General features: G+C 52.9%; 13 protein-coding genes and 1 pseudogene. 6 read left to right on the top strand and 8 right to left on the bottom strand.

Going from position 1 to position 14,640, the window contains the following annotated elements; genetic code table 11:
* Positions 1-121: 121 nt before the first annotated feature.
* From EY643_RS13875 to EY643_RS13855, 5 genes are all read right to left on the bottom strand, one after another.
* Positions 122-373 carry a hypothetical protein gene (locus tag EY643_RS13875; protein ID WP_153239793.1) on the bottom strand — a complete coding sequence of 84 codons (252 nt, stop codon included), beginning with the start codon at positions 371-373 and terminating at the stop codon, positions 122-124.
* Positions 374-1,042: 669 nt separating this feature from the next.
* On the bottom strand, positions 1,043-1,486 hold the full coding sequence (locus EY643_RS13870) for an FAD synthase family protein (RefSeq protein ID WP_153239792.1): 444 nt from the start codon (positions 1,484-1,486) through the stop codon (positions 1,043-1,045).
* Between the two features lie 63 nt (positions 1,487-1,549).
* The gene (locus tag EY643_RS13865; protein WP_153239791.1) at positions 1,550-2,203 is read right to left on the bottom strand and encodes a CDP-alcohol phosphatidyltransferase family protein; all 654 of its coding nucleotides are present in this window, start codon (positions 2,201-2,203) and stop codon (positions 1,550-1,552) included.
* 466 nt (positions 2,204-2,669) lie between these two features.
* The gene (locus EY643_RS13860) at positions 2,670-4,295 is read right to left on the bottom strand and encodes an arylsulfatase (protein ID WP_170287401.1); all 1,626 of its coding nucleotides are present in this window, start codon (positions 4,293-4,295) and stop codon (positions 2,670-2,672) included.
* A 312-nt stretch (positions 4,296-4,607) separates the two neighbouring features.
* Positions 4,608-5,096, bottom strand: a complete 489-nt coding sequence (locus EY643_RS13855) for a hypothetical protein (RefSeq protein WP_153239789.1) — start codon at positions 5,094-5,096, stop codon at positions 4,608-4,610.
* A 321-nt stretch (positions 5,097-5,417) separates the two neighbouring features.
* Here EY643_RS13855 and EY643_RS19725 point away from each other — a divergent pair, with 321 nt between their 5' ends.
* Positions 5,418-6,035 (top strand): hypothetical protein, encoded by a 618-nt coding sequence (locus tag EY643_RS19725; RefSeq protein ID WP_205743072.1) that lies wholly within the window; start codon positions 5,418-5,420, stop codon positions 6,033-6,035.
* A gap of 321 nt (positions 6,036-6,356) precedes the next feature.
* Here EY643_RS19725 and EY643_RS13845 read toward each other — a convergent pair.
* A pseudogene (locus EY643_RS13845) lies at positions 6,357-6,791 on the bottom strand (hypothetical protein); the annotation flags it as partial.
* Between the two features lie 256 nt (positions 6,792-7,047).
* On the opposite strand from EY643_RS13845, the gene EY643_RS13840 reads away from it, so the two are divergent.
* On the top strand, positions 7,048-8,046 hold the full coding sequence (locus EY643_RS13840; RefSeq protein WP_153239788.1) for an NAD(P)H-dependent flavin oxidoreductase: 999 nt from the start codon (positions 7,048-7,050) through the stop codon (positions 8,044-8,046).
* Here EY643_RS13840 and EY643_RS13835 read toward each other — a convergent pair.
* Positions 8,028-9,251: a glutathione binding-like protein gene (locus EY643_RS13835; RefSeq protein ID WP_153239787.1), complete on the bottom strand. Its 1,224-nt coding sequence runs from the start codon at positions 9,249-9,251 to the stop codon at positions 8,028-8,030. The two genes, EY643_RS13840 and EY643_RS13835, sit on opposite strands and share 19 nt — an antisense overlap.
* A 76-nt stretch (positions 9,252-9,327) precedes the next feature.
* Between EY643_RS13835 and EY643_RS13830 the strand changes: the two genes are divergently transcribed.
* On the top strand, positions 9,328-9,948 hold the full coding sequence (locus tag EY643_RS13830; RefSeq protein ID WP_153239786.1) for a TetR/AcrR family transcriptional regulator: 621 nt from the start codon (positions 9,328-9,330) through the stop codon (positions 9,946-9,948).
* Between the two features lie 14 nt (positions 9,949-9,962).
* On the opposite strand, the gene EY643_RS13825 is transcribed toward EY643_RS13830, so the two are convergent.
* Positions 9,963-11,498 carry a WS/DGAT/MGAT family O-acyltransferase gene (locus EY643_RS13825; protein WP_153239785.1) on the bottom strand — a complete coding sequence of 512 codons (1,536 nt, stop codon included), beginning with the start codon at positions 11,496-11,498 and terminating at the stop codon, positions 9,963-9,965.
* Positions 11,499-11,633: 135 nt separating this feature from the next.
* Here EY643_RS13825 and EY643_RS13820 point away from each other — a divergent pair, with 135 nt between their 5' ends.
* The 3 genes from EY643_RS13820 to EY643_RS13810 all read left to right on the top strand — a co-directional run bounded on the left by EY643_RS13820 (position 11,634) and on the right by EY643_RS13810 (position 14,637).
* Positions 11,634-13,313, top strand: a complete 1,680-nt coding sequence (locus EY643_RS13820) for a sulfatase (protein WP_240732709.1) — start codon at positions 11,634-11,636, stop codon at positions 13,311-13,313.
* A gap of 80 nt (positions 13,314-13,393) precedes the next feature.
* Positions 13,394-14,245, top strand: a complete 852-nt coding sequence (locus EY643_RS13815; protein ID WP_153239784.1) for a type 1 glutamine amidotransferase domain-containing protein — start codon at positions 13,394-13,396, stop codon at positions 14,243-14,245.
* Positions 14,246-14,250: 5 nt separating this feature from the next.
* Positions 14,251-14,637, top strand: a complete 387-nt coding sequence (locus EY643_RS13810) for a hypothetical protein (RefSeq protein ID WP_240732708.1) — start codon at positions 14,251-14,253, stop codon at positions 14,635-14,637.
* The last annotated feature ends 3 nt before the right edge of the window (positions 14,638-14,640 follow it).

Genomic DNA, 14,640 nt, shown 5'->3' with positions numbered 1-14,640 from the left:
CCCATAATCGCTCCAGCCAAAAGTAGAAAACTCCGACTGTTCAAGATTAATTTGTTTCATCCGTTATCGCGATAATACTGCGAAAAGTAGGATTTTTTATCAAACGTCTTTCAGGCAATGCCTATACGATAAAGTAGACCACTGCACCAAACAAAGAACCAAAGAACAATGCACCGAAGGCCATACTGTATCGATTGTTCTTTTCAATTCTCTTGATCATATGTTGACGCTCTTCTTCGGTAAGTGCGTAGCCGCAATGCGGACAATCCTCTTCATCAACAAAAATCAGCTTGTGGCACATAGGGCACGGCCCCATTTTTACCAATACGCTACCTGCACCTCTCATGATGCTGTACTGCTCTTTACGATTCATGAAATTTCTCAATGGCAAGCACCTTACATGACTCAGTAGTTTGCACATCTTTGGTGACAAGAGCCACGGGTATAGACGTAGCCCGCCGCACTACAAACCACCTCGACTCCGGCACCATAGGGTGTCTGAGTAATGACCCTCCGCCGAAGAACCTGCTCAGTAAGTGTTCCTGAAACGGTACATATTTGTGCATCGGCAATAGGGTCGTCTGGATTTAGGCAATTATCCATACATGCATTAAACCGCTCATTCTCAGTGGTTGATGGGAAGGACGATGCATTACCATTATTATAGCCATCCCATTGTTCAACTGGAGTTATATCGCCGTTAGCTGCAACCTCCAAAGGATCGTCATTTTCGTCATCTCGGTCAGGCTCCTCATCCAAGATATCCTCTAGAATATCGACTATTGAAACATCTGATCTAGGAGATTCAGAACTATCTTTATCGTCCCCAGGTGAAGGTAGTGCACCGCCATAGAACTCTACTGCATAATAGTCATTGTCTGCGTTCTCAGGATCTCGAAGTAAGGATACCCCGAAGACCGCTATTAGGCGAAAGCGGACCTTTTGGAGCCAGAATCGGCCCAAGTGGGCTAGATGTCCACTTTCACCTCAACGCCCGCTAGAAACGCCTCAACTTCAGTGGTTCAAGGTCTACTTTTTGCCACTAGGCGACAGACAATTTAGAGTAGATTCCGTTACTAGTTTGATCCCTGACATTTTGTTTTATTTTGGTGGATGAAGTGCGGGGATCGTAAAGCACCTGTTTGATCTGCTTACCTCCCGATTTCAGATAAGACTCCACCGCAATATTGTGGGATTTAGTTCCCCAATCTTCACCAACTACGAAAATATCGGCATTTAGTGCTTTGCAACCAGAGACGTATTCAAGCTCATAGTAGGGTCGAACAATATCAACGCACCGCAATGCTTTGAGCATTTCCATTCGCTCCTCAAGAGGAATAACTGGCACGTTGGGCTTGTATGAATTAACAACTCGATCTGAAGCAACGCCAACGGCCAGGGTGTCTCCTAACGATTTACAATATGCCAGTAAAGCAAGATGTCCTACGTGCAACAAATCAAAAGTACCTAAGGTATATACAATCATGTGGCATTTTTTCCTGTGAAAAAAGTAACTTCCGGCACCATTCGGCACCGACTTTGATGCCTGCTATAAAAGTTTCCATCCATAAATGCCCGTTATTCCAAATGTGTAAAACGTAAGTAGATAAACATTGCGGGGGACGCCAGAAAATTTGGGTGTTTTGATCTGTGATACATTCAGCGCGGCAAGACCCAGGGCAGTGACATATAGGATTACAGTGAAAATTTCGTGAGGAAAAACGTTTTCAAAAATGAAGATGAACACCAAGGCAATGTTGTTGTTATCCAGCGCCAGCCCTGTGTACTTAGACTCGTCCGACAAACCATATGTACTGAAGTAACTTAACCGTATTGCTGCGGCAGCGAGCATTACGAACGCTACCGGCAGAAATATGGGGTCGAACTCCCCATAGCTAAGCAAAAGAATCGCAGGTGTGACGCCATAGCTCACAATGTCTATTAGCAGATCGAGTTGACCGCCAAATATCTGGTCGCTGCCTGTACGACCCTTCATTCTTCTAGCAATTAGCCCATCGGCCCAGTCGAAAGCAACGGCCCAGATCATGCCAATCATCGCCGCGTGGTAAACACCAAGGATACTAAAATAAATCGCCAATATTGTGCAGGCCAAGCCAGCAAGCGAACACACGTTAGGCAAATCTTTAACGTAGGAAATTATAGCGGGTTGTAACTCGTGAGATTCTTCGCTGCCTGTGGCCATTGTGATCCTAGAACTACTAACTACAAATTAAGGTGCACCTAGCATTAAGAAAACGCGTGGCAGAACGCTGCTCTATAGAACAGGGTGATGCTAAAACGCTGGCGGCCCTCATTAAGATTGAGAAGCGCAGACCGCAGGTACTATGAATCGACACTATTCGCTTGCTAGCAAGACAGAGTCGCAATAAGGAGGATAGAGGCGTGTGGCCAGTAGGCTCGATACAGGATTGGACTGGTTGCGGACTATACGCTCTATTTAATCTGGCGAACAGCGGAATGATTTTTAATTTGCACGGAACAATTTCCGTGAGTAGCCTGATTCCAGATGTAACACGACAACCAAGTGAGTGATTTTCGGCCGAAAACATACACCATGTGTGGAATGTCTCTTCCTAGGCGAAAGCAGACGCTTGTGGTTCTGGAGTGCGCCAGAGGGTAGAAAGGGTCCGCGTTCACCTCGTTAGGGACTATTCGGCGGCCTCAAGTGGAACCACACCGACCGTGTTGGCGAAGTCCCCCCACGCCTCAATCAGGTCTTCTGTAAGTTCTGGCATAGCGCTAGACAGGTCATTTTTTTCCCCGGGGTCAACACTAACGTCGAAGACCTGCCACTGGCCATTGCCGAATGGTTCAACAGTTAGAGTAGCTTTGTACTGCCCCATCCTTAGCGCCTTGGAATCGTTGTACTCCCAACCCAGAGCTTCGTCAGCCTCATAGATTTTGGAGCTACTCCCCGACAACAGAGGGCCCATGGGCTTACCCAGCGGCGGCCGTAGCCTATTGCCATTGGAATGCTCAGGATACTTTGCTCCGGCCAAACTGATGAACGTAGGAGCAATGTCCATAACGTGGGCAAGCGCATCCGTAGTCTCTCCCTCGAATGGAATTCCAGGTCCACTGACTATCAGTGGAGATCGTATTCCGCCTTCTGCGAGGAAGTGCTTGTAGAGGTGGAATGGGGTCGAACTGACCTGTGCCCATCCGCCACCGGCGGCGATTCTGGAACCACGTCTCCCCCAGTTGGATAAACGGTTATCTGAATTTCGATCGACCCAGTCTTGGCCCGTGCGTGGGTAGCTCGCCATATCGAATCCGTTTGCACCATTGTCAGACATGAACACAACAATAGTATTTTTGTCCTTGCCAGACTCTTCAAGATAACTCAGCACTCGACCAACATGGTGGTCAATATTCGCCACCATCGCAGCGTAAATTTCCATAAGCCTTATTTCCTTGGCTTGCTCGTCCTCTGAAAGGTCGCCCCATTCTGGCACCCCCGTCACCCAGGGAGAAAGCTGCGCCTCATCAGAAACTATGCCCAGTTTCTTCATCCGCGACAGCCGCTCAGCCCGAATCTTGTCGTATCCCTTTTTGTAATCCCAGGTTTTATTCTCTAACCACTCGTCAGGAACATGCAGAGGGTCATGTGGGGCAGTAAACGCGAGGTAAGCAAGAAATGGCTTGTCGTCTTTTTGTTCTTCCATGTAGCTAATTATCTTGTTGGCGTAAAACTCAGAAGAATAAAAGCCGGATGGAACATGGGTTCGCACGCCATCTTCCCTGTAGGTGGGCGTGTAATTGGCGTACATCATCCATTCATCATCGAAGTGGCTAGCTCCTCCCTGTAGGAGGGTAAACGACCTGTCGAAACCTCGCCGAGACGGGTCTTGCTCTGGTTCGTGTCCTAAATGCCATTTGCCAGCCATGTAGGTGTTGTAGCCAGCGCCTTTCAGGACAGTGCCCAAAGAAACCACTCTGTCATTCAAATAGCCTTCATAGCCAGGCTTACCCCTCTGGTGGGAGGTGAGGAGCTCGTCCATATTGCCGAGACCCGCTACATGGTTGTCGTTACCCGACAACAGCATTGAACGAGTTGCCGAACAGCTCGGACCAACGTAGTAATTCGTAAACTTAAGACCTTTATCAGCGATTGATTGGATCGCCGGCGTTTCTATTTCGCCCCCGAATGGGCTGATGTCGGAATAACCCATATCATCTACAACGATAAGCAGAAAATTGGGCTTTTCAGGAATACCTGCCATGACGTTAGTTGAAAAAATCATGGCCGATAAGATGCACAGGCGTATTTGCATTAATCTCATAAAATAATCTCTAGCTGGCGGACATCTGTTGTCCACCTTGGAGGCCGAAAGCGGACATTAAACATAGCATACCTCAAAGGTCGCAAAGTAGGCGAAAGCGGACACTAAACGACCTGTTTTGTCAGGAGACCGATAAGCCCTCTTTCACCAAAATTGCTTGATTCGGTTGCGTAGACTCCTCGGAGTTCAAGGGGTCAGACTCCTTGAATCTGGGGGGGGGTAGATGTCGGCTTTCACCTCAAAGCGGACGAAATTTACAGCCAGCTTTCGACTTCATAACCGACAGCGATGTGCCAACCGCGGTCATTTATTTTTAGACGTCTCTGGCTCATCTTGCATTTGTGGAACCAGCAATTCGATCTCGTCAACAAAGCCCTGTCTAAACCCTGCACCGTTGTTCCAAGCTTTTATAGCAAGCGGATTCTCTTGGAGCTGTAATGCAGTTTCTGAGCGATTTCTAATCCATTCGTCGTCCGGTACCAGTCCTAGCTCCCACTGGTAGTAAGCAGAATCAATGCTAGTAAGGGTCATCAGGTAGGCTAGCTGCAGCATCGATTCTTGCTTAAAGGATAGCTCTTCTCCGTCATGATAGAGGACTAGCGCTTCGAAGTATTCTGCGCCATCAAAAAATTCCCGATATCCAGCCAGGTCCATATCTACACGCTGCTGGTAAAGGTCAGCCATTGCAACGTCTCTGGCCAGTTTCATTTCATATGCCACCAAGCAAAGCGAGAGGATTACACCTGCCACCGCGAAAAATCTTCCCAGCCATTCAAAACGTCGTAGATTCATACTTTGCATCCCAGCACTTTTTTTGATGTCCCGTGAGGATACAGCGATCTCCCTTCCGAGTCGTTAGCAGCCGGTCAAAGGGCCACAGCCCCTGCGGGCGTTTCAGGCCGCCTTAGATGTGAGCGGCAAATACTTCCGCTTTCACCTCAAAGCGGACTCTTGACCATCGATAACTAGATCGAGAGTCTACAGCGTGGCGGAATCGATCAATCAACTGTCGGATTTGATCATATTGGAAGCTCAAAGAAATCTCCAAAATTGATGTCACTGGCCGAAGATGTAGCTCGGCTAATCATCAGCTACTTAGAAGGGAGATAAATTATGAAGGCAAAAAATATGCTTGCGGCAGTCACAGTAGGCGCACTGACGCTGACAGTGGGCTGCGCTTCAAATCCAGATAAAATCGGCGCGGCATATGTCTCGACGGCAAAATACCAGCAGTTTTCTTGCCCTCAGGTCGCCGAAGAGATGGACTACGTCGGTCAGCGTACACGGACGCTCTATAACCAGCTCAAGCGAGAGAGAACGGCAGACAACTGGCAGATGGGCGTAGGACTAGTCCTTTTTTGGCCAGCACTATTCGCTCTCGAGGGAGGGGATGGTCCTGAGGCTGCCGAATATGCGAACCTTCAAGGTGAGTACGAAGCACTGCGGAAGACATCGATACAAAAGAACTGCGCGATCAGTGCGCTTTCACCTGAGGAAATTATCAAAGGTAAAGATCAAAAGTCTCGTCAGGTCGCTCGAACCGAAGCGAAGAAATTCGACCCCAAGCATCGCGATCAAGTAGCTGGAGTTGCTAATGCAATGATGTGTGAAGAGTATGTTTCTCTACTATCTGTCGAAGAAGACAAAGAGACCTGGTTGCTCGGATGCGGAGATGGTGAGCAACTCCACGTCGATTGCTTTGATGACGCTTGCTACGTTAGAGATTCCTAAATTGCATGAATAACAACCCATTGAAACCGCCTTCGGGCGGTTTCTCTAATTTGCCCTAGTATTTGATAATCTAATTGTGTCTCTTATTAGGCGAAAGCGGACGCTCAAGGAACAATACCAGAAGGACCGAAGTATAGGGCATATTAACGGCCTGTTGAGAGTAGATTTCCGCGCTGACTCTGTTGACTGGACTTGCTGAACTATGGAAATTCGAGAAATTCCCGCCTATTGACCTGAAATTTCTGTTCGCGGCGTTGAGCATGCCATTCATATCCGTTCATTCCTGAACGAGAGCACGCAACAGCTCATGCCATGCGGTTTTCACTGGCTTCCTTGCTGGTGCAGTGCTGTTGTGCTGGAATCCTTCCCAACGAAAAGAGCCAATGTCTCAGGTGGTGCTCTGGTCGGCGGTGCTAGGTGTGGCAGGGTGGGGGTGTTCTGTTCCTTCGCGTGCAGATGAGCCAGAATTCTATCGATGACGTCTTGGTCCTCGATACAAGCGATGACTCTGACAGATCCGCCGCAGCGGGCGCAGACCTCGATGTCTATATTGAATACGCGCTTGAGTCTTTGAGCCCAGGTCATCGCCGCATGTCGCTCCGCTGTAGAGCGGATCTCCGCATTGGAAATAGACTTGACTCCTTTTCCACGCTTGGCTGGCGTGACCAGTCCGCGCCAGCGGTGATTTGGCGCCAAAACGCCGTGATAGCGGGTGAGGTTGACACGGGGTTTGGGTATCAGGGCAGCCATTCGTGATTACGTCATCCAGCAGGCTTGGCGTGGCCAGAAACTCCAGCAGACACCAGAGCAACACAACTAGGTCACTTGTGAGGCGTACCCCCGGAGAAACAGGAGAAGGCACTCTGGGGGAATCGGCACCTCAGCGGAAAGTATTGTCCGTCTGATGTAAATTTGGGTAAACGCAGCACATGAATATTATTGGCATAGTAGGTGCCATATTTGGTATCCTTGCGCGATACACAGACTTAATACACAGGCGAGGATTTATCGGATGAAAACAAGACTTACAGAGCTTTTGGGCATCGAAACCCCCATTGTTTGTGGCGGGATGATGCGTGTTGGTACTGCTGATCTCGCGGCAGCGGCTTCCAATGCTGGTGCCCTCGGTGTGATGACCGCTTTGACCCAGCCCACGCCTGAGGGTTTGGAAGCCGAGATCGCCCGTTGCCGTTCGCTCACTAACAATCCTTTTGGCGTGAACCTCACGGTTGGAGTGGTTGCCAGCGAAATCGACTACGACGAATACGTGGATGTGATTATCAAGAGCGGCGTCAAGATTGTGGAAACCGCCGGTCGAAGCCCAGAGCCCTTTATGGATCGCTTTAAAGAGGCCGGTATAAAAGTGATTCACAAGTGTGTGGCAGTACGTCACGCACTGAAGGCCGAGCGCATCGGCGTCGACGTTGTCAGCATCGATGGGTTCGAGTGCGCTGGTCACCCGGGTGAGCAGGACGTAGGTGGCCTGGTGCTGTTCCCTGCGGCCACACAGGCACTCAAAATTCCCGTATTGGCATCCGGTGGTATCGCTGACGGCCGCGGCCTGGCTGCTGCTCTGGCGCTAGGTTGCGAGGGCATCAATATGGGCACTCGCTTCCTGGTGACCAAGGAAGCGCCAATACACGAGGGCATCAAACAGAAAGTCGTGGAGATGGATGAGAACCAGACCCGCCTGATTTTCCGCAGCTACAAGAATACCGCGCGGGTGTATCGCAATGGGATCGCTGACGAGGTGGCTGCCATTGAAGCTGCTGGTGGTGATTTCGGACAGGTGCACCACCTCGTTTCCGGTGCCAACCAGGAGAAAGCCTGGAGTACCGGAGATGTCGAGGCGGGCATGGTTACCGTCGGCATGTGTGGCGGCTTGATAAACGATATTCCCAGCTGTGATGAGCTGGTGAAAAATATCGTCTCGGATGCTGAGCGGATTATTAGCGACCGCCTCGCTTCAATCGTTGCCGATGCGCCCTCAGGTCAGTCCAGCGCTGCCTGATCGTTTGCGGTGCCCACCTCGCGGTGGACACCTTTCACCGTAAACGCTGCGCTGTCCAGAAAAGGGAACGCGGTGTTTATCTCCTGGCGTGCACTGTTCTTCAGCGCCAGCCATTGTTCACATAACTCCCGCCAACTGGATACCTGGAAGCTCTTGATAACGGAGCGAAATGGCAGCCCCAGCAGGCTGCCGTCATAGAGGGCTTCGTTCCGATCAAAGGCTGCCTCATTAAACAGTTGTTGTCCGTTGCTTGAGGCTTTCTCATACGCCGCTTCGTTCTGTCGCATCAGTGGCAGGTGGGTGTCAGCGATAGCGTGTAAGAGCGGTGTCAGCCTGTCTGTGAAACATACTGTGCCAGTGCTTCCGCGATGCTGGCCGCTCCTGATCATGTTTAACCATTGGAAAGTCTGTGGTGCCAGCTCGCGCATGATATCTGCGGCCCGGCCATCCACCAGGTTCATGCCCAGCTGCCCATAGGCGCTGGCATCGGCCAGGGTGAAGCGCTCTCCCAGCAGATAGGGCTGCTGCTCCAGTACGTGCTCCATCGCAGCGAGATAACGGCGCCAGGCCTTATCGAGCAATTCATGAGTTGCGGGAAAGCCGATTCGTGGTGGCGGTGTCAATTCCGCTGATATATCGCAGCTGTAATCTTCCGGTGCCACGCTGAATAGATAGGGACAGCGGCGCACCTGGCGCTGTGCCAGATTGCTGGTGATGCGATTGCGAATGACGGGCGGCAGTAGAGAGCGCATTTCCTCTGTCGTCATCGAGGCCATTACGTTGGTATGTGCCGATGTGATCCAGCGATTGTGATGCACCATGTAGAGACCGAACTCATCGAAAGCATCGTCTATCAAGCGGCACAGGAATCGGGTGGTTGCGTCTGCAGGTAGCAGGTTTTTCTCCGATGTCTGGATCGCATCAAGGTGCAGCGCGAGCCCAGTCGAATCGTAGTAGAACTGTCTGCCGTCCAGGCTGTAGTAAGGCACCTCGGGGTACTCGTCCAGATCAGGTTGGTATTGCGGAAATCGCTTTACAGCGCCACGCTGGCGAGCCAGTTTCAGCCGCAGTAATAGCGCGATTGCGCGGGGTGGGTTTGCCTGGTCCGGTAGGCGTTGCCAGGGCGCTTCAGCGTAGTCGGCCAGTGATTGCATCTTCAATTGGTAGGGGGATGCAGTCACGCCCCAGAATGTTATATTCGTCATGGCTGGAAAAACTCGACGTGTTATTGCATAATTAATGTCATTATATCAGTGTTATAGAAGTTAATTCGAGATCACTATGTCAAAGAATCCAGGTGCCGAGGTTGTAGATGGGCGTCGACTTCGCAGTGAACGCAGCCGCCTCGCCATTGTCGAGGCAGCGTTGGCTTTGCAGGAAGAAGGCGTGCTCGTGCCTACAGCCCAGCAGATATCCGATCGTGCCGGTGTCGGTATTCGCTCTTTTTTCCGTCACTTTGAGGATATGGAAACCTTGTTTGAAGCTGCGGACGATCAGATTCGCGGTTCCTACGAAGCGCTTTTCCTCGGCGGCGATAGGGAAGGTACGCTGGCTGAGCGAATTGATCATGCGGTAGACCGACATGCCGATGCTTATGAAAGTGTCAGCAATATAGTCTTGGGTACCCATGCTCTACTCTGGCGTTACGAAATATTGCGCAAGAATTACGCCCGCAACCAACGCGGTTTACGCAAGGACCTGGATGATTGGTTACCTGAGCTCAAGGCTGCACCTCGTGAACAACGTGAAGCTATATACGCCATAAGCTCATTTGAAATGTGGCACAGGCTGCGCTATCACCAGGGGCTGAGCAAGAAGAGCAGTAGCAGCATTGTTAAAAATTTGCTGAAGAGCCAGATTGCGGGCGACCCGAGGATGGTACCGGACGCGTCGGCCGAATAAGGCGCCGAGTGCCTTTACTGTTTCGGTTTCGTTGATCTTCCTCGCACCTTCTTAGGCTTAGCCTTGGGCTTAGGTTTGGCTTTGTTCGCGCTAGTGGATTTACGTTTTGCGGCGGGACGTTGTTTCGCCACCTTTGTTACTTTTGCCTGTATTCCCGCCGCATCTTCCAATTCCTGCAATGCCTCTTCCATGTAGTCGATCAGGCGTTGCACAAGCGGCAGAGAGCGGCGGCAGGCGATGATGCCAAAATCTACATTCTGGTCGTAAGTAACCAGGGTGATATTCAGTGCCATGCCATCCATGACGATAGACAATGGATAGGAGCCGTCCATGCGAGCGCCGTTCCAGTACATTGGTTGCCTGATGCCGGGCACATTTGAAATGGCGACGTTATAGGCGGGCAGGCGAGAAATCAGCCCTGTCGGCACCAGCAGCATTGTTGGCGCCTGGATGATCATGAAAAACAGTTCCCGCTCACTGGGAGACATTTCACCGTAGTAGTCCTTGCCCGCCTGCACTGATGATTGTATCTGCCGAAATCGCTCGGCGGGGTCGGCTACGGTGGTTGCCAGATCGGCGGAAATAGCCGCGACCGCATTGCCGGAGTCTACGTCTCCGGGTTGACGCACTGAAACTGGCACCATGGCCTTGAGCGATTCTTGTGGAAGCTCGGCGTGGGTCTGGAGGTACTGTCGCAGCGCGCCTGCACACATGGCCAGGACCGCATCGTTAAACGTCCCGTCGAAGGCTTTCGCGACCGCCTTGATGCGCGCAAATGGCCAGGACTGGGCGACAAAACGTCGGGCGCCGTCTACGTTGCTGTTTAACGGGGTGCGCGGCACGTTCAGGTGCGGCAAGGCCAGTTTGTCATTGCGGCCGGACCAGGCGTTGGCGAAGCCCTTAACGGCGTGGAAGATATTCGCCCCACTGTCCAGGCTGGCTTTAAGAACGTCTGTTACATCGCGCATTTCTGAGGTGCTGTAGTCGGGGCGCTTGCCGAGAGACAGGTTGGCCTTGTACTTCTCCCAGGTGTTGAGCGACAGCGGAGACTCTTCGAGCCTGTGGGAAGGGTCTGCAGATAGCATGCTGCGGGCCACGTGCGTAGAGCGAGCACCATCGACTGCGGCGTGGTGGGTCTTGGTATAAACGGCAAACTGTCTGTTCTGCAAACCTTCGATCAGGTGCATTTCCCACAGTGGTCGGCTTCGGTCCAGCAGCGTGCCATGTAGCCTCGAGACCAGGGTAAACAATTCACGATAGCGCCCTGGGCGGGGTAGGGCGGAGTGGCGAACGTGATACTCCATGTCCAGAGCGGGGTCCGGCTGCCAGTAAGTGGGTCCTGGCACGCCCAGTCTGCCTGTTTTAAGCCGATCACCAAAGGGCGGTAGCAGGGTCTGTGCGTCGCGCATATTTGCCGCCAGGCCGTGCAGGAATTCACTTTCATTGGCGCCATCGGGCAAGGTGTACAGGCTGACCCCGCCCACATGCATGGGGGTCTCCCGGCTCTCACTCAGTAGGAACCCCTTGTCGACCAAGCTCAGTTTTTTCATTGCGCCCTCATTATTCGATCGGTGTCCTAGGAATATAGGCTGACATTCCATGGTTTACATAATTTGTTTATTATGACAGTATTTGTGCCATAAATAAATTGACCAGCGGAGCGATCCCGCGTGTCCGAGTAAGGTATGTTGAAAAGAGTACTTGTGTCAGTGTTGGTCCTGGTTGCGGTGGCAGCCGCGGCGGGCTACTCGATGAAAACCCAGCTGCTTCTGGCCCTGGTCAAATATAAGTCCGCCAACGAGTATGCCACCGGACCTGCGCGAGAAATCAACTGGGCGCAGGGCCCCGCAAAGCCTACTGCCGAGGCCGGCCAGCGTCCCCCGAATATCATTCTTATCGTGGCAGACGACCTTGGGTACAACGACATTTCCACCTTTGGCGGAGGCGTGGCCGGTGGTCGTGTGCAGACGCCGCATATCGATCAGCTGGCAGCCGAGGGTGCCGTGTTTACCCAGTCCTACTCCGGCGCGGGCACCTGTGCTCCGTCGCGCGCAATGATGATGACCGGGCGCTACCCCACACGAACGGGGTTTGAGTTCACGCCAACCCCCTCGGGCATGGGAGGGATGGTGTCCAGCATCGCTGCCGCCATGGACAATGGCCTGCCGCGGGGCACATACGACGCCGAGTTGGAGGAATCCAAGCCACCCTATGAGACGCAGGGCCTACCGCCAGAAGAAGTCACGGTTGCCGAAATACTGCGTGACAAGGGGTACCAGACGGCCCATATCGGTAAGTGGCACCTGGGGAGAAAAAATGGCATGGCGCCTCATGAACAGGGCTTCGACGAGAGCCTGCTGATGGCCAGCGGCCTGTACCTGCCCGAGGACGATCCGAACGTGGTGAATGCCAGGCTGGACTTCGATCCTATTGACCAGTTTCTCTGGGCGCGCCTGACCTACGCCAACAGTTTTAATACCGGTGATGAAGACCGCTTTGAGCCCGGCGGCTATCTCACTGATTACTGGACCGATGAATCCATCAAGGTGATCAAGGCCAACAAGAACCGTCCGTTCTTCCTCTATCTGGCCCACTGGGGTACGCATACACCCCTGCAGGCTACCCGGGAAGACTACGAGGCCGTGGGTGATATCAAGCCCCATCGCCTGCGCGTATATGCAGCTATGATCCGCTCCCTTGATCGCAGCGTGGGTAGAATTAATGCCGCGTTGGAGGAAGAGGGCCTGGCAGGCAATACCATCGTGCTGTTTACCAGCGACAATGGCGGCCCGGGATACCTTGGATTGCCGGAGGTTAATCACCCTTTCCGCGGCTGGAAGATCAGCCATTTCGAAGGCGGAATACGCGTGCCACTGTTTATTAAATGGCCCGCTCAAATCGCGGCCGGTACGGTGTCGGAAACTCCAGTGGCGCATATCGATATGATGCCGACGCTGGTGGCCGCAGCCGAGGCTTCTGAGCCCCAGGGTGTCGAGATTGACGGAGCGAATATACTGCCGCTGATCCAGCGTGAAGGTCAGGGCGCGCAGGGCTGGGATCGCGAGACCCTGTTCTGGCAGAGCGGGCACTACCGTGTGGTCCGCCACGGCGACTGGAAATTGCAGGTTACTGGCCGGCCCGATAAACGCTGGCTGTTTGACCTGGCTGAAGATCCCACCGAGCAGAACAATCTCGCCGACTCGCACCCGGAGAAGCTCTCCGAGTTGATGGCCTTGCTCGACGAGCACCAGCGCAGTTCCCGGGGGCCGCTGTATCCGCCCGTCACTGAAATGCCTATCGCCATCGACAAGGCACTGGACCAGCGTTTCGAGCCAGGCGACGAATATATCTATTGGCCCAACTAGTTGTTGGAAATCGAGGGCAGACGACGATTTAGCCTTTGCGCAAATCGTCGTCTGCCCTGGTTTGTTAATTGAGGTTTATCATGAAAAAGATTTTTTCAGTACTCGCCGTTGTGGTGGTGGTAGTGGGTGTGTTCCTGATGGCCCTGCCTACCATTTTGCACAAGGCTGGCCTGCACCCGGAATATCACGGTCCCTCCTTCGAGTTGCCGGGCAAGCGCGCCTTGGTGATCACGACCAGTCACGGTGTACTGGCGGCCCCCGGGGAGACGGAGGGCCCGGCCACCGGGGTGATGGCATCTGAGTTCACTCACCCATACTATACGTTCCTCGACGGTGGCATGGAGGTCGACATGGCCAGTATTCAGGGTGGTGAAATCCCCATTGACCCCCAGACTTTGCAGTACCAGATTAGGTCGCCGGAAGACGAGCGCTATCTCAAAGATGCCATCGCTCAGGCCAAGGTGAAGAATTCTATTCCCATCGCCGATGTGGACATCGACCAGTATGACATTGTGTTCATAGCCGGCGGCTGGGGCGCCGCCTACGACCTGGCGCAATCACCTGTATTGGCGGCGAAGGTGAGTGAGTCCTACTACGGTGACAAGAATGCGATCATTGGTAGCGTCTGTCATGGCGCACTGGGTCTGGTGAACGCGCGCGATCGGGAAGGGGAGTTGCTGATCGCAGGGCGCCGGATGACCGGAGTGACTGACAAACAGATCAAGGAACTGGGCATTGAGCTCACGCCGTTGCACCCGGAAACGGAATTGCGTAAGGCCGGCGTCATTTTTGAAAGCCAGACGGCTTTCAGGGATTTGCTGGCCACCCATGTCACGGTGGATGATGAGCAACGTTTTGTGACCGGGCAGAACCAGAATTCGGGTCTGGAAACTGCGCATCGTATGATGCAGATAATCGCAGAACGGGAGTGAGCAACATGTCTGTTATCAATAGGGTATTGCAAGTTCTGGTACTGTTGCCGGCGCTGTTGTTCATGGTGACCGGTCTACGCTGGCTGGTAGCGCCCGCGGGTGTGGCGCCCAATTTTGGCCTCACGCTGGGGGAAGGTGTGGCACTGAGTTCCCAGGTGGGGGATATGGCGGGTTTCTTCTTAACGCTGGGGAGTTGCATGCTGATTGCGCTGATCAGCCGTCGTCGCATCTGGTATTACCCGGGCATCATGCTGCTGACGATCACCGCCGTTGGACGTATTGTGGCCTGGATGTTCCATGACGCGACATTGGCGCTGGATCTGATTGGCCCTGAAGTGATTGTTTCTATCATTCTGCTTGTCGCTTCCCGGCGTCTGCCTGAAACGGATTGAGCC

The organism is Halioglobus maricola (assembly GCF_009388985.1).
In the GTDB taxonomy this organism is placed as follows: domain Bacteria; phylum Pseudomonadota; class Gammaproteobacteria; order Pseudomonadales; family Halieaceae; genus Halioglobus; species Halioglobus maricola.
The sequence above is the reverse complement of the archived record's forward strand: the minus strand, read 5'-3'. Positions and strand labels throughout refer to the sequence as shown.